19 protein-coding genes are annotated in these 21,559 nt (G+C 75.4%); 5 read left to right on the forward strand and 14 right to left on the reverse strand.

The window, feature by feature from the left end; genetic code table 11:
• Nucleotides 1-78: 78 nt before the first annotated feature.
• Complete coding sequence (locus tag A0J59_RS07865; RefSeq protein WP_082918843.1) at nucleotides 79-1,167, reverse strand: GlxA family transcriptional regulator; 1,089 nt, start codon at nucleotides 1,165-1,167, stop codon at nucleotides 79-81.
• Nucleotides 1,168-1,237: 70 nt separating this feature from the next.
• On the opposite strand from A0J59_RS07865, the gene A0J59_RS07870 reads away from it, so the two are divergent.
• Nucleotides 1,238-2,083, forward strand: coding sequence for an MBL fold metallo-hydrolase (locus A0J59_RS07870; RefSeq protein ID WP_082918844.1), 846 nt, complete (start codon nucleotides 1,238-1,240; stop codon nucleotides 2,081-2,083).
• A gap of 45 nt (nucleotides 2,084-2,128) precedes the next feature.
• Here the strand turns inward: A0J59_RS07870 and A0J59_RS07875 are convergent, their stop codons facing one another.
• Nucleotides 2,129-3,037: a pseudouridine synthase gene (locus A0J59_RS07875; protein ID WP_064315775.1), complete on the reverse strand. Its 909-nt coding sequence runs from the start codon at nucleotides 3,035-3,037 to the stop codon at nucleotides 2,129-2,131.
• A gap of 31 nt (nucleotides 3,038-3,068) precedes the next feature.
• On the reverse strand, nucleotides 3,069-4,814 hold the full coding sequence (locus A0J59_RS07880) for a bifunctional ADP-dependent NAD(P)H-hydrate dehydratase/NAD(P)H-hydrate epimerase (RefSeq protein ID WP_064315754.1): 1,746 nt from the start codon (nucleotides 4,812-4,814) through the stop codon (nucleotides 3,069-3,071).
• 110 nt (nucleotides 4,815-4,924) lie between these two features.
• Between A0J59_RS07880 and A0J59_RS07885 the strand changes: the two genes are divergently transcribed.
• Nucleotides 4,925-5,974, forward strand: coding sequence for a TIGR03560 family F420-dependent LLM class oxidoreductase (locus A0J59_RS07885; RefSeq protein ID WP_047234558.1), 1,050 nt, complete (start codon nucleotides 4,925-4,927; stop codon nucleotides 5,972-5,974).
• A gap of 82 nt (nucleotides 5,975-6,056) precedes the next feature.
• On the opposite strand, the gene A0J59_RS07890 is transcribed toward A0J59_RS07885, so the two are convergent.
• Together A0J59_RS07890 and glmS are read right to left on the reverse strand one after the other, a co-directional pair.
• Entirely contained in the window at nucleotides 6,057-6,407 is a 351-nt protein-coding gene (locus A0J59_RS07890) for a holo-ACP synthase (RefSeq protein WP_047234559.1), read from the reverse strand.
• Nucleotides 6,408-6,531: 124 nt separating this feature from the next.
• Nucleotides 6,532-8,409 (reverse strand): glutamine--fructose-6-phosphate transaminase (isomerizing), encoded by a 1,878-nt coding sequence (glmS, locus tag A0J59_RS07895; RefSeq protein WP_064315755.1) that lies wholly within the window; start codon nucleotides 8,407-8,409, stop codon nucleotides 6,532-6,534.
• A 126-nt stretch (nucleotides 8,410-8,535) separates the two neighbouring features.
• Between glmS and A0J59_RS07900 the strand changes: the two genes are divergently transcribed.
• Nucleotides 8,536-9,444 carry a DUF72 domain-containing protein gene (locus tag A0J59_RS07900; RefSeq protein ID WP_047234570.1) on the forward strand — a complete coding sequence of 303 codons (909 nt, stop codon included), beginning with the start codon at nucleotides 8,536-8,538 and terminating at the stop codon, nucleotides 9,442-9,444.
• Between the two features lie 143 nt (nucleotides 9,445-9,587).
• Nucleotides 9,588-10,577 (forward strand): type I pantothenate kinase, encoded by a 990-nt coding sequence (coaA, locus tag A0J59_RS07905; RefSeq protein WP_144425440.1) that lies wholly within the window; start codon nucleotides 9,588-9,590, stop codon nucleotides 10,575-10,577.
• Nucleotides 10,578-10,638: 61 nt separating this feature from the next.
• On the opposite strand, the gene A0J59_RS07910 is transcribed toward coaA, so the two are convergent.
• The 9 genes from A0J59_RS07910 to A0J59_RS07950 form a co-directional block, all read right to left on the reverse strand.
• Nucleotides 10,639-11,490 carry a DedA family protein gene (locus A0J59_RS07910; protein WP_082918845.1) on the reverse strand — a complete coding sequence of 284 codons (852 nt, stop codon included), beginning with the start codon at nucleotides 11,488-11,490 and terminating at the stop codon, nucleotides 10,639-10,641.
• A 257-nt stretch (nucleotides 11,491-11,747) separates the two neighbouring features.
• Complete coding sequence (hrpB, locus tag A0J59_RS07915; protein ID WP_064315756.1) at nucleotides 11,748-14,294, reverse strand: ATP-dependent helicase HrpB; 2,547 nt, start codon at nucleotides 14,292-14,294, stop codon at nucleotides 11,748-11,750.
• 62 nt (nucleotides 14,295-14,356) lie between these two features.
• Complete coding sequence (locus A0J59_RS22065; RefSeq protein WP_156532888.1) at nucleotides 14,357-14,992, reverse strand: peptide deformylase; 636 nt, start codon at nucleotides 14,990-14,992, stop codon at nucleotides 14,357-14,359.
• Entirely contained in the window at nucleotides 14,989-16,350 is a 1,362-nt protein-coding gene (gene glmM / locus A0J59_RS07925; RefSeq protein WP_053369630.1) for a phosphoglucosamine mutase, read from the reverse strand. Before glmM ends, A0J59_RS22065 begins: the two co-directional genes overlap by 4 nt.
• 146 nt (nucleotides 16,351-16,496) lie before the next feature.
• Nucleotides 16,497-16,985, reverse strand: a complete 489-nt coding sequence (rpsI, locus tag A0J59_RS07930; RefSeq protein ID WP_047234563.1) for a 30S ribosomal protein S9 — start codon at nucleotides 16,983-16,985, stop codon at nucleotides 16,497-16,499.
• Between the two features lie 45 nt (nucleotides 16,986-17,030).
• Nucleotides 17,031-17,474 carry a 50S ribosomal protein L13 gene (rplM, locus tag A0J59_RS07935; protein WP_047234564.1) on the reverse strand — a complete coding sequence of 148 codons (444 nt, stop codon included), beginning with the start codon at nucleotides 17,472-17,474 and terminating at the stop codon, nucleotides 17,031-17,033.
• Between the two features lie 170 nt (nucleotides 17,475-17,644).
• Nucleotides 17,645-18,589 carry a rhodanese-related sulfurtransferase gene (locus A0J59_RS07940; RefSeq protein WP_082918847.1) on the reverse strand — a complete coding sequence of 315 codons (945 nt, stop codon included), beginning with the start codon at nucleotides 18,587-18,589 and terminating at the stop codon, nucleotides 17,645-17,647.
• Nucleotides 18,590-18,635: 46 nt separating this feature from the next.
• Nucleotides 18,636-20,330, reverse strand: a complete 1,695-nt coding sequence (locus tag A0J59_RS07945) for an ABC-F family ATP-binding cassette domain-containing protein (protein ID WP_064315757.1) — start codon at nucleotides 20,328-20,330, stop codon at nucleotides 18,636-18,638.
• 109 nt (nucleotides 20,331-20,439) lie between these two features.
• Nucleotides 20,440-21,000: a DUF937 domain-containing protein gene (locus A0J59_RS07950; RefSeq protein WP_064315758.1), complete on the reverse strand. Its 561-nt coding sequence runs from the start codon at nucleotides 20,998-21,000 to the stop codon at nucleotides 20,440-20,442.
• 138 nt (nucleotides 21,001-21,138) lie between these two features.
• Between A0J59_RS07950 and A0J59_RS07955 the strand changes: the two genes are divergently transcribed.
• Entirely contained in the window at nucleotides 21,139-21,540 is a 402-nt protein-coding gene (locus A0J59_RS07955) for a DUF5709 domain-containing protein (RefSeq protein WP_047234567.1), read from the forward strand.
• Nucleotides 21,541-21,559 lie beyond the last annotated feature (19 nt).

Consider the following 21,559-nt stretch of genomic DNA (forward strand, 5'->3'; position numbering starts at 1 on the left):
GCGCGGCGGGGCCGGGGGCGCCGGCGGGTGAGCCGGCCGGGGTCGTGCGCTGGGTGTCGCTCACGGTGGACGATTCTCTCACCGTCGCCGCCCGGCGAGCGGGCGCGCCGGGTCGAGGTCGTCCGGGCGACCCGTGGGAGCGCCGCCGAACTCGACGCGGTACCGCGACGGGCTGGTCCCGAGGCGCGCCCGGAAGTGGTGGCGCAAGGACTCCGCCGAGCCGAGGCCCGCGGCGTCCGCGACCCGGTCCACGGCGAGGTCGGTCGTCTCGAGGAGCTCGCGCGCCCGGTCGACGCGCTGGTCCAGCAGCCACCGCACCGGGCTGAGGCCGGTGCGGGCCGCGAACCGGCGGGTGAACGTGCGCCGCGACGTCCCCGCCGCGCGCGCCCACGCGTCCAGCGAGATCGGCTCGTCGAGGTGCGCGCGCGCCCAGACCATCGCGAGCTCCACCGGGTCGGCCGTGTCGTGCGGCGGCACCGGCGCGGGGACGAACTGCGCCTGCCCGCCCGTGCGGTGGGGCGCGAGCACGAGCGCCCGCGCGACCCGCGCCGCGACCCGCGCGCCGTGGTCCTGCCGCACGAGGTGCAGGCAGCAGTCGAGCGCCGCGGCGGTCCCGGCCGACGTGACGACGTCCCCGTGGTCGACCCACAGGACGTCGCTGCGGACCGCGACGGCCGGGTGGTCCTGGGCGAGCCGCTCGGCCGCGCGCCAGTGCGTCACGACCTCGCGCCCGTCCGCCACGCCGCTCGCCGCCACGAGGAACGCGCCCAGGCACAGCCCCACGACGCGGGCGCCGCGCGCGTGCGCGGCCCGGACCGTGGCCAGGAGCGCTGGCGGCGGCTCGACGTCGGGGTGCCAGCTCGGCAGCACGACGGTCGCCGCGTCCTCGATCGCCTCGAGCCCGTGGTCGACGTGGAGCGCGAAGCCTGCCGACGTCGCGAGGCGACCGGGCGTCGGCGCGCACACCACGACGTCGTACGCGGGTCCCGCGCCCCCGGTGAGCGCGTCGGAGCCGAGGACGAGGCTGGGGACGGCCAGGTGGAACGGGCTGATGCCGTCGAACGCCACGACCGCGACGCGCTCGGGTCGTCCGGAGGGTTCGCGGGCGGGCACGCGGTCCCGCAGGGGCTCCACGACGCCCGCGACGGGAGCTGCCACGACGGTCATGGCCTGATCCTACCGATCATCGTCCTGCGGGCCACTGTCGCGTCGCGGTCCCGCGCGCGAGGCTCGACCCATGACCACCGCACCGCACCCCGTCCCCCGGCCCGACGAGACCGCGCGCACGACGCCCGACGACGGCGGGCTCACGCTGCTCCACGTCGGCGGCCCGGCGCTCCTGCTCCGCCTCGGCGGGCTGACGATCGTCTCCGACCCCGGGTTCGACGCGCCCCGCGACTACCCGCGCCCGGGCGGCGGCACGAGCACGCGCCTGCGCGGCCCGGCCGTCGCCCCCGACGCGCTCGGCCCGCTCGACGTCGCGCTCGTCTCGCACGACCAGCACGTCGACAACCTCGACCTCAGCGGGCGGGCGCTCCTGCCCGACGTCCCGCGCGTCCTCACGACCCCCGCGGGCGCGGCGCGGCTCGCGCCCGACGTCCCCGGCGTCGTCGGGCTCGCCCCCTGGGAGGCGACCGTGCTGCGCCGGCCCGACGGCGGCGCGCTGCGCGTGACCGGCGTCCCCGCGCGGCACGGCCCGGAGGGAGCGGAGCGCGTGCTCGGCGACGTCACGGGGTTCGTCCTCGACGGCGACGGGCTCCCCCGCGTCTACCTGTCCGGCGACAACGCCGCCCCGGAGCTGGTCGCGGAGATCCCCGACCGCGTCGGGCCCGTCGACGTCGCGATCGTCCACGCCGGCGCCGCACGCGTCCCCGCGATCCTCGACGGCGCGGCGCTCACGCTCGACGGCGTAGGGGTGGCCGAGGTCGCGCGGCTCCTGCGGGCGCGCGTCGTCGTCCCGGTGCACGCCGACGGGTGGGCGCACTTCAGCGAGTCGGTCGCGGACGTCGAGCGAGCGTTCGCGGCCGCCGGGCTGTCCGACGTCCTGCGCGTCCCGACGCCGGGCGTCGCGCTCCACCTGTGACGAGTCCGCCCGGCGGGCGCACCGGGCCGGGTCACCGGGGCGTGCTCACCAGGCGCTGAGCGTCCGGTCCGTCTCGAAGCGGCGCTCGCGGCCTGTGAGCGGGTCGACGAACGCGAGCGAGCGCGACACGAGCTGGAGCGGTCGGGTGTAGTCCTCCGGCGCGACGTCGTACGGCTCGGGGTAGAAGTTGTCGTGCACGATCGGCACCCCGAGGCGCGCCATGTGCAGCCGCAGCTGGTGCGTCTTGCCGCTGTGCGGCTCCAGCCGGTACCGCGCGAGACCGCGCGCCGGGTCGGCCTCGATCACGTCGACGCGGCTCTCCGCGTTGGGCTCGCCGTCGACCTCCTCGGCGCGCATGACGCCGCGCCGCTTGACGATGCGGCTGCGCACGGTCGCCGGCAGCTCCAGCGCCGGGTCCCACGGCGCCACCGCCTCGTACGTCTTGCGCACCTCGCGCCGCGCGAAGAGCTCCTGGTACGCGCCGCGCACCTGCGGGCGCAGCGTGAGGAGCAGGACGCCGGCCGTCACGCGGTCGAGGCGGTGCGCGGGGCTGAGGTCGGGCAGGTCGAGGTCGCGCCGCAGCCGCACGAGCACGGAGCGCGCCACGTACGACCCGCGCGGGATCGTCGCGAGGAAGTGCGGCTTGTCGACGACGAGCAGGTCCCGGTCGCGGTGCAGCACGCGGACCTCGAACGGCACGTCGGGCTCCACCGGCGGGTCCCGGTAGAGGAACACGAAGCCGCGCGGCTCGTACGGGGTGGTCGCGTCGACCGGCCGGCCGCGCCCGTCGACCACCTCGCCCGCCGCGACCTTCTCCGCCAGGCGCGCGGCGTCGTCCGGGAAGCGGTGGCGCACGTAGTCGAGCGTGCGCGTGTACCGCGCGACGCTGTCGGCGTCGTGCGGCAGCACGAGGCGCGTCGGGTTGAGGCCGTCGCGCACGGGGAGGGGGACCACGCCCTCCACGGTACCGGCGTGGGTCCGGCGCTCAGCGCGCCGCGAGCAGCTCGGCGACGACGACGGGGACCGCCTCGGCGACGTCCAGCGCCGCGACCGGGCCGCCCGGGTTCGCCCGCTCCGCCGCGAGGCCGTGCACGACGGCGGCCGCGGCAGCGAGCTCTGCGGCCAGCCCCGGCTCTCGGACGACCCGCGCGGCGTGCGCCGCCAGCACCGTGCCGAGGATCCCGGCGAGCACGTCCCCCGCCCCCGCCGTCGCGAGCCAGGCCGGCGCGTCCGCCTGGGACCACGCGCCCTCCGGCCCGACGACGACGGTCGCCGATCCCTTGAGCAGCACCGTCGCCCCGGTGGCCTCGTGCGCGCGCCGCGCCCACCGCAGCGGCTCGGCCTCGACGTCGGCGCGCGTCACGTCGTCGCCGCGCGACCGCAGCACCGTCGCGAGCTCCCCCGCGTGCGGGGTGAGGACGACCGACGGCGGGCAGCGGTCGGGCAGCAGGGACAGCGCCCCGGCGTCGACCACCACGGGCACCCGCTCCCCCACGACGTCTGCGGCGAGCTCGCCCGTCGCGGCCGCGAGCGCGTACCGGACCCGCTCGTGCTGCCCGCCGTCGTCCACGGGGTCGTCGTCCGGTCCGGGGACGGGCGGCACGCCGGGTCCGAGCACCCAGGACTGCACGCGGCCCACGGCGGGCACCACCTCGGGCCGGGCCGCGAGCACCGCGCGTGTGACGTCGTCGGGCCCGCGGTAGCGGACCATGCCCGGGCCGGTGCGGACAGCGGCGTCCACGACGAGCACCGCCGCGCCCGGGAAGGTCGGCGTGCCCGCGACGACGCCGACGACGCCGCGCGTGTACTTGTGGTCGGTCGGCCCCGGCGCGACCCACCGCGCCGCGACGTCCGCACGCTCGAGGCGCCGCACGACGGGCCGCGGCGCGGCGCCGTCCTCGGCCAGGGCGCCCAGGCGCAGCCCGACGTCCACGACCGCGCCGTGCCCGGCGAGGTGCGTCGCGGGCGGCAGGAGGAGACCGGGCTTGGCCGCACCGAACGTCACCGTGCGGTCGGCCCGCAGCACCGGTCCGGGGACCGTGCCGTCGTCGACGCCGACCCCGCTCGGCGTGTCGACCCCGACGACCCAGGGGCGCCCGCGCGCCCCGGACCCGGGCCCGGGAGAACGCCCGCCGTCGTCCCCGGGCACGCCGTCGCCGCCGGGCTCCCCACCCGCGTGCGCGTCGCCGTCGAGCACCGCGGAGACGTGCCGCACGAGGTCCGCCGCGACGCCGCGGAGCGGTCCACGGGCGCCGATGCCGACGAGGCCGTCCAGCACGACGTCGGCGCGCGCGACCTGCGCGGCGACCCGGCCGGCGACGTGCGGGTCCAGGTGGTCGTGCGGCCGGTCGGCGCGCGTCGTGTCGTCGGGACTGCCGACGAGCACCTCGACGGACCCGCCCGCGTCCCGGAGCGCCGCGAGCCCGCCCGCGTGCGCGTGCTCGCCGGTGAGGACGGCCAGCACCTCGACGCCCCGCCGCGCGAGGTACGCGCCCGCGTGGAGGGTGTCCCCGCCGTTGTTGCCCGACCCCACGAGCAGGACCGCCCGGGCGCCCGTCACGCGCCCGTCCCGGCGCCCGCCGTCGGGCAGGGCGACCGAGCGCCGTCGCGCGAGGTCGCGCGCGACGATCGTCGCGAGCGCGAACGACGCTCGCTCCATGAGCGGGACTCCCGCCGCGAGCAGGGGCTCCTCGGCGGCACGCACGTCGGCCGCGGACCAGGCTTCGATCATGACCTCATCCTGCCGACCCCGAGCCGCGGTCGCCCGCGCGGACGGCCGCAGGGTGAGACGGCGGACGGCGCAGGGCGGGCCTCCGCGCGGCCCCGCATAGGGTGACGACCATGCGATTCGGACTCTTCATCCCCCAGGGCTGGCGCTACGACCTCGTCGACGTCGCGCCCGAGGACCACTGGAAGACCATGCTCTCCCTCCTGCACTACGCCGACAACGCCGCGGCGGGCGAGCCCCTGCCGGGCGGCGAGTTCGCGTGGGACGGCGTGTGGGTCTACGACCACTTCCACACCACGCCGACCCCGAGCACCGAGGCGACGCACGAGGCGTGGACGCTCATGGCCGCGTTCGCGGCGGCGTCGCAGCGCGTGCGCCTCGGCCAGATGTGCACGTGCATGGCGTACCGGGACCCGACGTACCTGGCGAAGGTCGCCGCGACCGTCGACCACGTCTCCGGCGGCCGGCTCGAGATGGGCATCGGCGCGGGCTGGTACGAGCACGAGTGGCGCGCGTACGGGTACGGATTCCCGAGCGCGGGCGAGCGCCTCCGCGCGCTCGACGAGGGCGTCGAGATCATGGCGCGCATGTGGCGCACCGGGTCGTCGGGCACGTTCGAGGGCCAGCGCTACCAGGTGGACGGCGCGCTCTGCTACCCGCAGCCCCTCCAGCGGGTCGTCGTGGACGGCGAGGGCGCGAAGCCGAGCATCCCCCTGTGGATCGCCGGCGGCGGCGAGAAGAAGACGCTGCGCATCGCGGCGCAGCACGCCCAGTACACGAACTTCGACGGCTCGCCCGAGGGCTTCGCCCACAAGTCCGCGGTGCTCGAGCAGCACTGCCGCGACCTCGGCCGCGACTTCGGCGAGATCACGCGCTCGGCCAACTACAACGTCGTCATCGGCGAGACCGAGCAGGACGTCGCGGACCGGCTGGACCGGATCGAGGAGCACGCGCGGCGCTGGTTCCCGGAGAAGGCGGACGACAACGTCGCGTCGTGGCGGGGCGGCCCGCTCGTCGGGACGCCGGAGCAGATCGTCGAGACGCTCACGGGTCTGCGCGACCAGGGCCTCGGCTACGCGATCGGCTACTTCCCGTTCGCCGCGACGGACCGCGACCAGCTCGAGCTCTTCCAGCGCCAGGTCATCCCCGCCCTCCAGTCCTGACCGCCGCACCGTGTGGGCGTGAGAAGGGCCCGGTTCTCGGCCGAGAACCGGGCCCTTCTCATACCCACAGCGCGGCGGGCGGTCAGCCCTCCGCGACGACCATGGCCGAGGCGATGCCGGCGTCGTGGGAGATGCTCAGGTGCCAGGCGGTGATGCCGAGCGCGTCCGCGCGCGCCGCGACCGTGCCCGTGATCTCGACCTCCGGCGGGCCACCGACGACGCGGTGCACCGTCGCGTCGTGCCAGCGCATGCCCGCGGGAGCCCCGAGAGCCTTGGCGATGGCCTCCTTGGCGGCGAACCGCGCGGCGAGCGACGCGGGGGGCAGGTCGCGCTCGGCGTCCGTGAACAGCTTCTCCCGGAGCCGGGGCGTCCGCTCGAGGGTCTCCATGAACCGCGCGACGTCCACGACGTCGATCCCCACGCCCTTGATCATGCGCCCACCCTACGGCCGACGGCGACCAGGCCGTCGGCCCTCCACGAGCAGGTGGTCCTGGCTCGTCCGGGAGACCGGACGAACCAGGACCACCTGATCGGGCGTCCGACGGTGCGGCGGAGGGCTACTCGACCGTGACCGACTTCGCGAGGTTGCGCGGCTGGTCGACGTCGAGGCCCTTGGCCGTCGCGAGAGCCATCGCGAAGATCTGGAGCGGCACGACGGCCAGCAGCGGCGAGAGCAGCGTCGGCGACTCGGGGACCCAGAAGATCTCGTCCGCGTAGGGGCGCACGGCGTCGTCCCCGTCCTCCGCGATGACGAGGGTCCGCGCCCCACGGGCCCGGATCTCCTGGATGTTCGAGATGACCTTCGAGTGCAGGCCCTCGCGACCCTTGGGCGACGGCACGACGACGAACACCGGCTGGCCCTCGTCGATGAGCGCGATCGGCCCGTGCTTGAGCTCGCCCGCCGCGAAGCCCTCGGCGTGGATGTACGCGAGCTCCTTGAGCTTGAGCGCGCCCTCGAGCGCGACGGGGAACCCGACGTGCCGGCCGAGGAACAGGACCGACGTCGCGTCCTTCATCGACCGGGCGGTCGCGCGCACGTACTCACCGCGCTCGATCACCGTCTGGATCTTGCGCGGCATGTCGCGCAGGTCCTCGAGGATCGCCGAGATCTCGTCGGGGAACTTGTTCCCGCGCAGCTGCGCGAGGTAGAGGCCCAGGAGGTACGCCGCGGTGATCTGCGACAGGAACGCCTTGGTCGAGGCGACCGCGATCTCCGGCCCGGCGTGCGTGTAGAGCACGGCGTCGGACTCGCGCGGGATGGTCGACCCGTGCGTGTTGACGATCGAGACGACCTTGGCGCCCTGCTCGCGCGCGTGGCGCACGGCCATGAGCGTGTCCATCGTCTCGCCGGACTGCGTCACGGCCACGACGAGCGTCTTCTCGTCGACGATCGGGTCGCGGTAGCGGAACTCGTGCGCGAGCTCGACCTCGACCGGGATGCGGCACCAGTGCTCGATCGCGTACTTCGCGACGTGGCCCGAGTACGCGGCGGTCCCGCACGCCACGACGATGATCTTGTCGACCGACCGCAGCACGGCCTCGTCGATGCGCAGGTCGTCGAGCACGAGCTTGCCCGAGGAATCCGTCCGGCCGAGCAGCGTGTCCGCGACGGCGTGCGGCTGGTCGTGGATCTCCTTGTCCATGAAGGACGAGAAGCCGCCCTTCTCCGCGGCGGCCGCGTCCCAGTCGACCGTGTAGCGCTTGGCCTCGGCCGGGTTCCCGTCGAAGTCGGTCACCTCGACCGACGTCGGCGTGATCGTGACGATCTGGTCCTGCCCGAGCTCGAGCGCCTCCTTGGTGTGGGAGATGAACGCCGCGACGTCCGAGCCGAGGAAGTTCTCGCCCTCCCCGATCCCGACGACGAGCGGCGAGTCGTGCCGCGCGCCCACGACCGTGTCGGGCGAGTCGGCGTGGACGGCCAGGAGCGTGAACGTGCCCTCGAGGCGGCGGGCGACCTGCCCCATCGCGAGCGTGAGGTCCTTGGTCTCGCGGTAGGCGCGGGCCAGGAGCTGCGCCGCGACCTCGGTGTCCGTCTCCGACCGGAACCGCACACCCTCGGCGAGCAGCTCGGACTTGAGCGTCGCGAAGTTCTCGACGATCCCGTTGTGGATGACCGCGAGGCGGTCGTCGTCCGCGAGGTGCGGGTGGGCGTTGGTGTCCGTCGGGCCGCCGTGCGTCGCCCACCGCGTGTGACCGATCGACGCGGTCGCCGCGGGGAGCGGGTGCAGGTCGATCTCCTCGACGAGGTTCGCGAGCTTGCCCGACTTCTTGGCGAACGCGACAGCGTCGATCCCGGGCGCGACGAGCGCGACCCCGGCCGAGTCGTAGCCGCGGTACTCGAGCCTGCCGAGTCCTTCGAGAGCGACGTCGAGGGGTCGCCCCGAGGCCTCTCCGACCATGGTTCCAGGGCCTACGTAGCCCACGATTCCGCACATGGTGATCGAGTCTAGCCACGGACGTGCGCCACTCCGGAGCCGCCCGATCCCGCGGTTTTTCGTGAGGTCCGCTGCCAAAGTCGTCCCCGCGGGCGAACGGCGCCCGTGCCGGTGAGGGTGGACCTCGTGCCCACCGTTCGCATCGGTCTCTCAGGATGGCGGTACGCCGACTGGCGCGGCCCGTTCTACCCGCCCGGCCTCCCCCAGCGTCGTGAGCTCGAGCACGTCGCTTCCGTGTTCCCCGCGGTCGAGCTCAACGGGTCGTTCTACTCGCTGCAACGTCCGTCGTCGTTCGTCGCGTGGCGCGAGCAGACGCCCGAAGGGTTCACGTTCGCGGTCAAGGGGCCGCGGTTCGTCACCCACATGAAGCGGCTGCGGGACGTGCGCACGCCCCTCGCCAACTTCTTCGCGAGCGGCGTCCTCGCCCTCGGCGACCGCCTCGGGCCCGTGCTGTGGCAGCTCCCGGCGCGCACGACCTTCGACGCCGCGCTGCTCGACGAGTTCCTCGCCCTCCTGCCCCGGACGACGGCCGAGGCCGCCCGGCTCGCGGGCGACCACGACGACCGCCTGCGCGCACCCGCCTGGACCGACGTGGATGCCGACCGTCCGCTGGTCCACGCGCTCGAGCCGCGTCACGAGTCGTTCGCGAGCGCCGAGGCGCTCGACCTGCTGCGACGGCACCGGGTGGCCTTCGCGATCTCGGACGGTGCGGGCCACTGGCCGCTCGTGGAGGCGGTCACGAGCGACCTCGTGTACGTGCGGCTCCACGGCGACGAGGAGCTGTACACGAGCGGCTACCGGCCACGCGTCCTCGACGCGTGGGCCGAGCGCGTCCGGACCTGGTGCGAGGCCGGTCACGACGTCGAGGTCTACCTCGACAACGACGTCCACGCGCACGCCCCGGCCGACGCGCTCGCCCTCATGACACGGCTGCCCGACCTCGCGCTCGCCGGCCCGGGCCCCGCCGTCGAGCCCGCGCCGCGCCGGCGTCGCGCGGCGCGCCCGGAGCGCGGGGCGGGGACCGCTCCACGCTGAGCACCGCCCCGGCACGTTCGCAGGGACGGACGGGTCCGGAGGTGCGTCCGAGGCCGACCCGCCGTGCCGCGCCGGCGCGGCCGGAAACGGTCCCGAAGGCCCTCGTGCACCGGCACCGCCGCGGATCCGGCAGAATCGGGCGGGTGTCCTTCCCCGTCGACGACCCGTCCGACCTCCTGCCGGCCCATCTCGCGGCACCGTCGTCCTCGCCGTACGTCGACCTCGACCGCGCGGTGTGGAGCCGCCTGTCGGAGTCGACGCCGCTCCCCCTGACGGACGACGACGTCACCCGGCTGCGCGGCCTGGGCGACCCCATCGACCTCGCGGAGGTCGACGCCGTCTACCGCCCGCTGTCGCGCCTGCTCAACCTCTACGTGACCGCGACGTCGGGGCTCCACGAGGCGACGTCGACGTTCCTCCGGGAGGAGACGGGCAACACGCCGTACGTCATCGGCGTCGCGGGGTCGGTCGCGGTGGGCAAGTCCACGACCGCACGCGTCCTGCGCGAGATGCTGGCCCGCTGGCCCGAGACGCCGCGCGTGGAGCTCATCACGACCGACGGCTTCCTCTACCCGAACGCGGAGCTGGCCCGCCGCGGCCTCATGGACCGCAAGGGCTTCCCCGAGTCCTACGACCGCCGCGCGCTCATCCGGTTCCTGTCCAAGGTCAAGGCGGGCCACGCCGAGGTGAAGGCGCCCGTCTACGACCACCTCACGTACGACATCGTGCCCGGGGCGGAGGCGGTCGTGCGCAAGCCCGACGTGCTCGTCGTCGAGGGGCTGAACGTCCTCCAGCCGGCCCGGCCGAGCGCGCACGACGAGTCCACGGTCGCGGTCTCCGACTTCTTCGACTTCTCGATCTACGTCGACGCCCGTACGCGCAACATCCGGCAGTGGTACGTCGACCGGTTCCTCGCCCTGCGCCGCACGGCGTTCGCCCGGCCCGAGTCGTACTTCCGCCGCTACGCCGACCTCACGGACGAGCAGGCGGTCGAGAAGGCGAAGTCGATCTGGGACGCGATCAACGCCCCGAACCTCGAGCAGAACATCCTGCCGACGCGCGGCCGCGCGACGCTCGTCCTCACCAAGGGGTCGGACCACTCCGTCCAGCGCGTGCGGCTGCGCAAGCTCTGAGCCCGCGCGACGTCGTGGCGCGCGAGGCCCGTCACCGGGTCCCGTCCCGCGGCGGCTGGGCTCAGCCGCGGGGTGCCGCGCCCGGGGTGCGCGGCGCGCCCGGCCCGCCCGTGCTCCCCGACGGCGTCGCCCCCGGCGCCCCGGACGACACGCCCTCGTCGGTGCTGGTCACCTCCGTGCCGGTCACCTCCGTGCCGGCCACCGGCGTGCCGTTCGCGTCCGCGCTCGTGCCCCGCGGGGCCGGGTCGCCGGTCGTCGGCGCCGCGGGCACGGGGACCACCACCGGGAGCTCGCCCCGGTGCCGTGCGCGCATCATGAGCACGCGGTCGATGACGAAGCCGGTGGCCACCCCGAGGACGACGCCGACGACCATCGCGAGGAGCGGCTCGTGGCCCAACCACTGGGCGGCGACGAGCCCGATGAGGACCGAGTACACCGCCCACGTGACGGCCGCGATCCCGGAGAACGCCATGAAGCGGCGGCGCGGGTAGCCCACGGCGCCGGCCGTCATGTTCACCGCGACGCGGCCGACGGGGATGTAGCGTGCGGCGAGGATGAACGACGCCCCGCGGTGCGCGAGGGCTCGCTCCGCCCAGGCCACGGCCTTGCGGCCCCGCGGCGAGCGCAGGAACCGGACGCGGTCGGTGCCGATGGCGCGGCCGATCGAGAACGCGATCTGGTCGCCCGTCCACGCGCCCGCCGCGGCGACCAGGAGCACGAGCAGCAGGTTCGGCTCGCCGGTCGCGTGGGCGGACACCGCGAGCGTGATGACGACGGACTCGCTCGGGATGGGCGGGAAGAACCCGTCGATCGTCGCGAAGCCGAACAGCGCGGGGTAGATCCACGCGGACGCCGCGAGGGCGAGAATCCAGGTCTCCAGATTCTCCAGGAAGGTCGACACGGCGTCGGGCAACGGCGTCCTCGTTCGTCGGCTGGCGGGGAGGCCAGGCTGGCGGCGGCGGCAGGTCGGGCGTCCTGCGCCACGACAAGCCTACGGAGCGCGACGACGTCGACCATCAGGGAAACCCCCGGTTCGCCCCTGAGGATTCCCGCCCGGCAGCGCCGCGCCCGGTGACGAGTCTTCCGTGCCGCGGCCGACGACGCGTCATCCCGACGAACGACTTCTCGCGACGAGAGCGTACGTCGTGAGGACCAGGGCCCTCCGCCGGCTCAGGCGTCGCGCCGGCGCGGGCGCGGCGTCCCCCGCAGCGGCTGGGCGGTGCCCGGGTCCTGCGGCCACGCGTGCTTGGGGTAGCGGCCCCTCAGCTCGGCGCGCACCTGCGGATAGCCCTGCACCCAGAACGAGGCCAGGTCGGCCGTGACCGCGGCCGGGCGACCCGCCGGGGAGAGCAGGTGCAGCAGCACGGGCACGCGCCCGTCCGCGACGCGCGGCGTGCTCGCCCAGCCGAACGTCTCCTGGAGGCGGACCGCGAGCACCGGCTGGTCCTGGTCGTAGGCCACCGCGACACGGGACCCGCTCGGGACCTCGAGCCGCTCGGGCGCGAGCGCGTCGAGGCGCGCCGCCTCCGGCCACGGCAGCAGACGGCGCAGCGCACCCCCGAGGTCCGGACGCTTCCCCCGGGCGACGGCGGGGACGTCGGGGCCCAGCCAGGCGTCCAGGCGGTCCAGGAGCGCCTCGTCGCCGACGTCGGGCCACGGGTCGCCCAGGACGCGGTGCAGGAACCGCAGGCGGTCGCGCAGCCGGCGCGCGCCGTCGGGCCACGGGAGGCTGTCGAGACCGTCCCGGCGCAGCCCGTCACGCACCGCCGCCGCCAGGAGGTCCGCGGGCGGGTCGCGCCACGGCTCGCGCGCGAGCTCGATCGCGCCGAGGGAGGTCACCCGGGCGGCGCGCACGCGCCCGCCCGACCACTCGGCGATGCCGGTCGACCGCAGCTCGGGCGCCGCGGCGGCCCGCGCCGTCGCCTCGTCGACGGGCGCGGCGGACCGCACGACGGCGTCCGCCCGGCCCGCCGCGCGGTCCACGTCCGCCACCGCGAGCCACGGCGCACCCTGCAAGGGCGAACCCGGCGGCAGCCGTGCGCCGGCTCCCGAGACCAGGAGGTACGTCTCGCCGCCGGGCCGCAGGCGGGCCAACCGGTCGGGGTGCGCGAGCGCGACGACGTGCCCGACGGCGGCGTCGTCCGCCGGCCTGCCCCGTGCGGCCGGGCGCGATCCCGAGGCGGCGGCGTCCTCGGCCGAGGCGGCCCGCGCCACCCCCTCGAGCCGGTCGCGCTGCGCGGCCCACGCGCCGGAACCCGGACCCCCGCGGCGCAGCGCACGCAGCGCGGCCGGCAGGTCGGCCCCCGGCACGCGCACGTCCTCCGAGAGCAGCGCCACGACCTCCGCGGCGAGCCCCGCCCCCACCTCGGGGACGGCGTCGAGCAGCGCCCGCGCGCGCCGCGGGTCGGCGGGGACGGCGGCGATGCGGCGCCCGAGCGGCGTCACCCCGTCGGCCCCCACGGCCCCCAGGCCGTGCAGCACGTCACGCGCGGCGGCCCAGGCCGCCGGTGGCGGGGGGTCCAGCAGAGCGAGCCCCGCGCCGTCGGGGCTGCCCCAGCACGCGAGCTCGAGCGCGAACCCGGTGAGGTCGGCCGTGCGGATCTCCGGCTCCGGGTGCCGCGCGAGCCGTGCGTGGTCGCCCTCCGACCAGCACCGGTACACCGCCCCCGGGCCCTCGCGCCCGGCACGGCCGGCGCGCTGCTCGGCGCCCGCGCGGCTGACGGCCACCGTCACGAGGCCGGGCAGTCCCCGCCGCACGTCCGTGCGCGGCTCGCGCGCGAGGCCGGCGTCCACGACGACCCGCACGCCCGGGACGGTGAGGGACGACTCCGCGACCGCCGTCGAGACCACCACCCGGCGCCGGGGCCCGCGCTCGAGCGCCCGGTCCTGCTCGCGCAGGGGCAGGCGGCCGTGCAGCGGGCGCACGTCCACGTCGGACAGCCCGCGTGCCAGCAGGCCCGCGACGGTGTCCACCTCGCGCGCGCCGGGGACGAACACGAGGACGTCGCCCGTCCGCTCGCGCAGCGCGCGGTGCGTCGTCGCGACGACGTGGTCGAGCAGCGCGGGCGCGGTGCCCCGCGCGTCGGTGCGTGGACCGCGCCCGGGGCACCAGACGACGTCGACCGGGTGGAGCCCGCCCTCGACCTCGACGACCGGCACCGACCGCGATCCCGTGGCGAGCGCCCGGGCGGTCCGCCCGGCCTCGACCGTCGCGGACATCGCGACGAGCGCGAGGTCGTCGCGCAGGTTCTCGCGCACGTCGGCCAGGAGCGCGAGCGCGAGGTCGTCGTCGAGGTGACGCTCGTGCACCTCGTCGAGCACGACGCCGGCCACGCCCGGCAGCTCGGGGTCGCGCTGGAGCCGGCGGACGAGCGTGCCCGTCGTGACGACCTCGACCCGGGTGCGGCGCGACGTGCGCGACTCGCCCCGCACGGTGTAGCCGACCGTGCCTCCGAGGTCCTCGCCGAGCAGCGTCGCGAGCCGCCGGGCCGCCGCCCGGGCCGCGAGCCGCCGGGGCTGCGTCACGACGACGCGCCGGTCCGGGGCGCCCCCCAGAGCGACGGCGAGGGCCGGCGGCACGAGGGTCGTCTTGCCCGTGCCGGGCGGTGCCTGCACGACGACGGCGCCCGCCGCCCGCACCGCGGCGACCACCTCGGGGAGGTGGTGCCCCACCGGCAGGTCGGGCGGCGCGGCGAGGAGTCGACTGAGCGGGTCCACCCCCGTAGTCTCCCGCGCCGACGCTCGCTCCCGTGCCGCGCCGCTCAGGACCGCGTGGTCGGTCAGCCCGCCTCGCGGGAGGCGCCCGGGAGCCGCGCGACCCCGAGCGTGGACGAGAGGGTGCGCAGGTCGGCCCCGTCGACGTACAGCTCGCCGCGCAGGTGGTCGGTCTCGTGCTGGACGATCCGCGCCGCCCACCCGGTGAGCACGTCGTCGAACGGCTCGCCCGTCTCGTCCTGCCCGGTGAGACGCACCGAGCGGGCGCGGGTCCGCTCCGCCTGCCAGCCGTGCACGGACAGGCATCCCTCGAAGAACGTCCTGGTCTCGTCGCCGACGGCCTCGTACCGCGGGTTGACGAGCACCCGGAACGCGAGCGGCGGGCGCTCGCGCTCGTCGTCCGCGTCGGGGGCGCCCGGGTCCTCCACGACGGCGACCGCGAGGCCGATCCCGACCTGCGGCGCCGCGAGGCCCACCCCGGGCGCCGCGTGCATCGTCGCGCGCATCGCCTCGAGGAACCGTGGCAGCACGTCGCCGAGCTGCCCGGCGTACGGCACCGCCGGCGTGCGCAGCACGGGCTGACCCGCCTGCACGATCGGCAGGACGCCGTCGTCGTACGCGTCGAGGAGCGCGACGACGTGCTCGCGCAGCGTCTCGTCGACCCCCTGCCGCACGCCGGTCGTCCGCCCCGTCGCGCTCACAGCGCGAGCCGGTCCCGCACGACGCCCGCGAGCCGGGCGGCGACGGCGTCGGCCTGCTGCTGCGTCGCGGCCTCGACCATGACGCGCACGAGCGGCTCGGTACCCGACGGGCGGAGCAGCACGCGACCCGTCTCGCCGAGGGTCCGCTCCGCGTCCGCGACGGCGGCGAGCAGCGCCTCGTCGCTCGACGCGCGCGCCTTGTCCACGCCGGAGACGTTGAGGAGCGTCTGCGGCAGGCGCTGCACGACGCTCGCCAGGTCGGCGAGCTTCTGGCCCGTCGCCCGGACGCGCGCCGCGAGCTGGAGGGCCGTGAGCACGCCGTCCCCCGTCGTCGCGTAGCGCGACAGCACGATGTGCCCCGACTGCTCGCCCCCGAGCCCGTACCCGTGGGCCCGCATCTCCTCGAGGACGTACCGGTCGCCGACCGCCGTCTGGACGGTCGTGATCCCGGCGTCGCGCATCGCGAGCAGGAGGCCCAGGTTGCTCATCACCGTCACGACGAGCGTGTCGTGCGGGAGCTCGCCCTCGTCCTTGAGCGCGAGCGCGAGGACGCCCATGATCTGGTCGCCGTCGACGACGGTGCCGCCGTGGTCGACCGCGATGCAGCGGTCGGCGTCGCCGTCGAACGCGACGCCGAAGTCCGCCTCGGACGCCACGACGACGGCCTGGAGCTGCTCCGGGTGGTTCGAGCCGCACGCGGCGTTGATGTTGCGGCCGTCGGGGCTCGCGTTGATGACGACGACGTCCGCGCCGGCCGCACGCAGCGCCGCGGGGCCGACGTCGCTCGCCGCGCCGTTCGCGCAGTCGACCGCGATGCGCAGGCCGGCGAGCGGCTTGTGGTCCTCGTCGGCGCCGATGCTCGCCATGAGGTGCTCGACGTACGCACCGCCCGCGCGACCACGGTCGGGCGAGATGCGTCCGACCGTGCCGTGCGTCGGGCGCTGCCACTCCTGCCCGAGCAGGCTCTCGATCCGGTCCTCGACCGCGTCGTCGAGCTTGACGCCCCCGCGCGCGAGGAACTTGATCCCGTTGTCCTGCATCGGGTTGTGCGAGGCCGAGATCACGACGCCGAAGTCGACGTCCATGGTGCTCGTCAGGTACGCGACGGCCGGGGTCGGCAGCACGCCCACGTCCTTCACGTCGACGCCCGCGCTCGCGAGCCCGGCGATGAGCGCCGCGCCCAGGAACTCGCCCGAGACCCGCGTGTCACGCCCCACCACCGCGCGCGGACGGTGCCCCTCCTCCTGCCCGCTCGCGAGCACGCGAGCCGCCGCGACGCCGAGGTCGAGCGCGAGCTCGCCCGTCACGTTGCCGTTCGCCAGCCCGCGCACCCCGTCGGTGCCGAAAAGCCGTCCCATGGAAAGTCCTTCCTCGACCGGCCGTACGTCGACCGTACGACCGCCTGCCCTGCCACGCCCTCGACGGGGCTTGGTCACCGTCCCTCACAAACGACGTCGGCCCCGGTGGACGAGGTCCACCGGGGCCGACGAGCGCACAGCGCGGATCAGCGCTTGGAGTACTGCGGTGCCTTACGGGCCTTCTTGAGACCGGCCTTCTTGCGCTCGACGACGCGGGCGTCGCGAGTGAGGAAGCCGGCCTTCTTCAGCGCGGGGCGGTTGTGCTCGGCGTCGATCGCGTTGAGCGCACGCGCGATGCCGAGGCGCAGCGCACCGGCCTGGCCGGAGGTGCCGCCGCCGCTGATGCGGGCGACGACGTCGAAGCGGCCCTCGACGTCGACCAGCTTCAGCGGGGAGTTCACGAGCTGCTGGTGAACCTTGTTCGGGAAGTAGTCCTCGAGCGAGCGCCCGTTGATCTTCCACTGCCCGGTCCCGGGGACGAGGCGCACGCGCGCCACGGCCTCCTTGCGGCGGCCCAGGGCCTGGCCGGGGGCGGTGATGCTCTGGCCGCGGCCCGTGGGGGCAGCGGACTCAGAGGTGTAGGTGCTGGGCGTCTCGTCGCCCAGGGTGTCGGTGTCGACGGTGGTCTCGGCCACGGGTGGTGTCCTCGCGTCTCTCTGTGCGCTACGCCTGGGCGGCGATTACTGCGCGACCTGGGTGATCTCGAACGGCTTCGGCTGCTGCGCGGCGTGCGGGTGCTCGGCACCCGCGTAGACCTTGAGCTTGCCGAACTGGGCGCGACCGAGGGTGGTCTTGGGGAGCATGCCGCGCACGGCCCGCTCCACAGCACGCTCGGGGTGCTTGTCGAGCAGGTCGCCATAGGCGACGGCACGCAGACCACCCGGGTACCCGGAGTGGTTGTAGGCCATCTTCTGCTCGCGCTTGTTGCCGCTCAGGGCGACCTTGCCGGCGTTGATGACGATGACGAAGTCACCGCCGTCGACGTGCGGAGCGAAGGTCGGCTTGTGCTTGCCGCGCAGCAGGGTGGCCACGTGGGTGGCCAGGCGGCCCAGGACGACGTCGGTCGCGTCGATGACGTACCAGTCGCGCTGGACGTCGCCGGGCTTCGGGGTGTACGTACGCACGGTCGTAGCCTTCGTTTCTGTCTCAGAATGTCTTCTTCGGCCGCTGAAGCGTGCGGCCGAGAGGGCAGGTCGTTGCGCGGCGGGCTCGGTCGACACCCGCTCCTTGGCCGGCAGCGAGTGGGCGCGCTAGCGACACGGGCGTCGTGAGATGAGCACAACGACTCACCAGACTACCCGCGGGGCAGGCCACCGGTCAAAGCGGCCGGGCTGGTGCGCAGGTCGGCGGCGGGGCGCTCACCTACGCACGTCTCGCACCGCGTCGAGCGCGCGACGTGCACGCAGTCCGGGCAGTACAGGCGCAGCGTCCGGCAGCTCGGGTCGACGCAGTTCTCGTACTTCGCCGTCGCCGCCCCGCACCCCGTGCACGCACCGAGCGGGGTCGACCCCGGGCCGAGGTCGACGTGCATGCGCTCGTCGAACACGTAGAGGGATCCCTCCCACAACCCCTGCGACCCGAACGCCTCGCCGTACCGCACGACGCCGCCGTCGAGCTGGTAGACCTCCTCGAAGCCGCGGGCGGTCAGGAGCGCGGACAGCACCTCGCACCGCACGCCGCCGGTGCAGTACGTGACGACCGGCCGCTGCTTGAGGTCGTCGTAGCGGCCCGAGTCGATCTCGGCGACGAAGTCGCGCGTCGTGGCGACGTCGGGCACCACCGCCCCGCGGAAACGTCCGATCTCCGCCTCGAACGCGTTCCGGCCGTCGAACATCACGACGTCGTCGCCCCGCTCGGCCACGAGGTCGTGCAGGGCCTGCGGGCTCAGCCGCGTGCCGCCTCCCACGACGCCGCTCTCGTCGACCACGACCTCGTCGGGGACGCCGAACGCCACGAGCTCGGGACGCACCTTCACGGACAGGCGCGGGAAGTCCCGGCCCGTGCCGTCGGACCACTTGACGTCGATGCCCGCGAACCCGGGGTACTGCCGGGTCGTCTTCACGTACTGCTTGAGGTCCTCGACCGTCCCGCCCAGCGTCGCGTTGATCCCGTGCTCGGCGACGATCACGCGTCCCGTGAGGTTCCACCGCTCCCCCAGCGCCCGCTGCCAGAGCTGCACCGCGCGGGGGTCGGGCAGCGGCGTGAAGGCGTAGAAGAGCACGATCTTGTGGACGGCCATGCCCACCAGGATAGGGACGGCGGTGCCCGCCCCCAGCACGCGGCGGCTAGCGCGCCCGCTGCACGCGCTCGACGTCCCAGACCGGCTCCGACGCCTCGACGACCTCGCCGTCCCCACGGAACACCAGGTAGCGGTCGAACCCGCGCGCGAACCACCGGTCGTGCGTCACGGCGAGCACCGTGCCCTGGAACGCCGCGAGACCGGCCTCGAGCGCCTCGGCCGAGTGCAGGTCGAGGTTGTCCGTCGGCTCGTCGAGCAGCAGGAGGGTCGCGCCGTCGAGCTCGAGCAGGAGGATCTGGAACCGCGCCTGCTGCCCGCCCGAGAGGGTCTCGAAGCGCTGCTCCGCCTGGCCGACGAGCTCGTAGCGGTCGAGCGCGCGGCTCGCGCCCTCGCGGCCCATGCCGGCCCGGTGCCCGTCGCCGCGATGGAGGATCTCCAGGAGGGTCCTCCCGCGCAGCTCCGGGTGGTCGTGGTTCTGGGCGAACCAGCCGGGCCGCACGCGCGAGCCGAGCACCGCGCGACCCGTGTGCGCCACCGGGTCGGGCCGGACGCCGTCGGAAGTCGCGGGGTCGGGCACCACCCCGGGCTCGGGGTCGCTCCCGCCCGCGGCGAGGAGCCGCAAGAAGTGCGACTTGCCCGACCCGTTGGAGCCCAGCACCGCGACGCGCTCGCCGAAGAACACCTCGAGGTCGAACGGCTTCATGAGCCCCGTGAGCTCGAGCGACCGGCACGTCACGGCACGCTTCGCCGTGCGCCCGCCCGCGAGACGCACGGTGACGCGCTGCTCGCGCGCGAGCACCTCCGGGGGGCCCGCCTCCTCGAACTTGCGCAGGCGCGTCTTCGCCGCCTGGTACCGGCTCGCGAGCCCGTCGTTGTAGGCGGCCTTCGTCTTGAGCGTCTGCACGAGCTCGCGCAGCTTGGCGTGCTCCTCGTCCCAGCGCCGCGCGAGCTCGGCGAGCCGTTCGCGCCGGTCGGCGCGCGCCTGCCCGTAGGTCGCGAACCCGCCGCCGTGCACCCAGACCGTCCCGCCGCCCGGCGTCGGCTCGAGCGTCGCCACCTGCGTCGCCGTGCGGGACAGCAGCTCGCGGTCGTGCGAGACGTAGAGGACCGTCTTGGGCGACGCGACGAGCCGCTCCTCGAGCCAGCGCTTGGTCGGCACGTCGAGGTGGTTGTCGGGCTCGTCGAGCAGCAGGACCTCCTCGGGCCCGCGGAGCAGCGCCGTGAGCGCCAGGCGCTTCTGCTCGCCGCCGGACAGCGTGCGCACGTCACGCCACTGCGCCTTCTCGAACGGGACGGACAGGACCTCGTCGGTCACCTCGTCCCACGCCGTCTCGGCGTCGTAGCCCCCGACGTCGGCCCAGTCGACGAGCGCCTGGGCGTACCGGAGCTGGGCAGGCTCGTCGTCGACCGTCATGATGCCGTGCTCCGCCGCGGCGAGCTCGAGCGCCGCTTCCTTGACCGCGGCCGGCGCGAGCTCCACGAGCAGGTCGCGCACCGTGCGGTCGTCGTCGATGCGCCCCACGTCCTGCCGCATGACGCCGAGGCCCCCGCTGCGCACGACCGCCCCGCCGTGCGGCGCGACGTCGCCCGTGACGATGCGCAGCAGCGTCGACTTGCCGACGCCGTTCGGCCCGACGAGCGCGACCCGCGCGCCGTCCGCGACGCGCAGGCTCACGCCGTCGAGGAGCGTGCGCCCGTCGGGCAGGTGATACGTGACGTCGCTGAGGTCGAGGTGTCCCACGAGGCCATCGTCTCCCGGCCGGACCCGCCGGGTCACGCGGATTCCGCGCGCGCCCGACCGCTCCGACGTCGACGCGCCCCGAGCGGGAGGACCGTCGTCGACCCCGGTCTCAGCGCCGGCCGCCCCCGAGGAGGCCGCCCAGGCCGCCCAGCAGGTCCCCGAGGCCGCCCCCGGAGCCGCCGGAGCCGCCGCCCAGGAGACCGCCGAGCAGGTCGCCCAGTGCGCCGCCTGCGCCCTCCTGCGCCGCCGGGGCGGACCCCGCGCCGGAGTCCTTGCCCCCGAGCTGCTTCGCGAGGAACGCCAGCGCGATCGGCGCGAGCGCGGGCAGCACCTTCGACAGCAGGCCCTGCTGCGTGCCCGTCGAGTCGGCGAGCTGCGCGACGACGGCCTCCTCGTTCGACCCGAACACGTGGCGGACGATCTTCTCGCCGTCGGCCGTGTCCACGTCGTCGAGGTTCACGCCGCCCTCGACGAGCGACGGGTCGTGCTGCGTGAGGGCCTTGCCGAGCGACGCCGCGCCCGCAGGGTCCTGCGCGTTCGCCCGGAGCCCGCCCAGCAGGGCGGGGAGGGCCGCGCCCACGGCCTGCTGCGCCGTCGCCTCGTCGACGCCGAGCCGGCCGGCGAGCTGGTCGAGCGGGATGGTGGACAGGATGTCGTCGATGCCGGCCATGGTGGTCCTCGGTTCTCGGGCTCGTTCACGTGGTGGCCGCGGCGCACGCGACCCGTCCCACGGTATCGCCGGCGGCACGTCGGTGCAGGTCGGCGCGCAGATGCTGCGTCCGACCGCACGAGGTGCCACTGTGGACGCATGAGCGAAGACACCACCGGCACCAGCCCGGACCCGGAGACCGGCGCCGAGGGCGACAACGACCAGCTCCAGGCCGAGGACACGCTGCTCGACCGCGGCGTGGACGACGTCCTCGACGAGGGGTACTCCCCGCCCGACCGCCCCCGCACCAACCACTTCGGCGAGACGCCGTGGGAAGAGGTGCACGGCGAGACGCTCGACCAGCGCCTCGCCGAGGAGGAGCCCGAGGAGTGGGACCGGGACCCGCTCGACCGACCGGACGCGACCCGCTCGGGCCGCCTCGTGGCGGACCCCGACGCGCTGGACGGCCGCCAGAACGACACCTACGCGGACGACGAGGGCATCTCCGGGGGCGCCGCGGGCGCCGAGGAGGCCGCCGTGCACGTCGTCGAGGAGCCGTGACGGCGTAGTCCCGCGGTGG

Origin of the sequence: Cellulosimicrobium sp. I38E, from assembly GCF_001647255.1 — a bacterium.
Lineage (GTDB): Bacteria > Actinomycetota > Actinomycetes > Actinomycetales > Cellulomonadaceae > Cellulosimicrobium > Cellulosimicrobium cellulans_E.

Coding starts and splice junctions, on each gene's coding strand:
- A0J59_RS07865 (WP_082918843.1), bottom strand. CDS start 1,167: ATGACCGTCGTGGCAGCTCCCGTCGCGGGCGTCGTGGAGCCCCTGCGG.
- A0J59_RS07940 (WP_082918847.1), bottom strand. CDS start 18,589: ATGGCCGTCCACAAGATCGTGCTCTTCTACGCCTTCACGCCGCTGCCC.
- A0J59_RS07870 (WP_082918844.1), top strand. CDS start 1,238: ATGACCACCGCACCGCACCCCGTCCCCCGGCCCGACGAGACCGCGCGC.
- A0J59_RS07880 (WP_064315754.1), bottom strand. CDS start 4,814: ATGATCGAAGCCTGGTCCGCGGCCGACGTGCGTGCCGCCGAGGAGCCC.
- glmS (WP_064315755.1), bottom strand. CDS start 8,409: ATGTGCGGAATCGTGGGCTACGTAGGCCCTGGAACCATGGTCGGAGAG.
- A0J59_RS07955 (WP_047234567.1), top strand. CDS start 21,139: ATGAGCGAAGACACCACCGGCACCAGCCCGGACCCGGAGACCGGCGCC.
- A0J59_RS07885 (WP_047234558.1), top strand. CDS start 4,925: ATGCGATTCGGACTCTTCATCCCCCAGGGCTGGCGCTACGACCTCGTC.
- A0J59_RS07890 (WP_047234559.1), bottom strand. CDS start 6,407: ATGATCAAGGGCGTGGGGATCGACGTCGTGGACGTCGCGCGGTTCATG.
- A0J59_RS07950 (WP_064315758.1), bottom strand. CDS start 21,000: ATGGCCGGCATCGACGACATCCTGTCCACCATCCCGCTCGACCAGCTC.
- glmM (WP_053369630.1), bottom strand. CDS start 16,350: ATGGGACGGCTTTTCGGCACCGACGGGGTGCGCGGGCTGGCGAACGGC.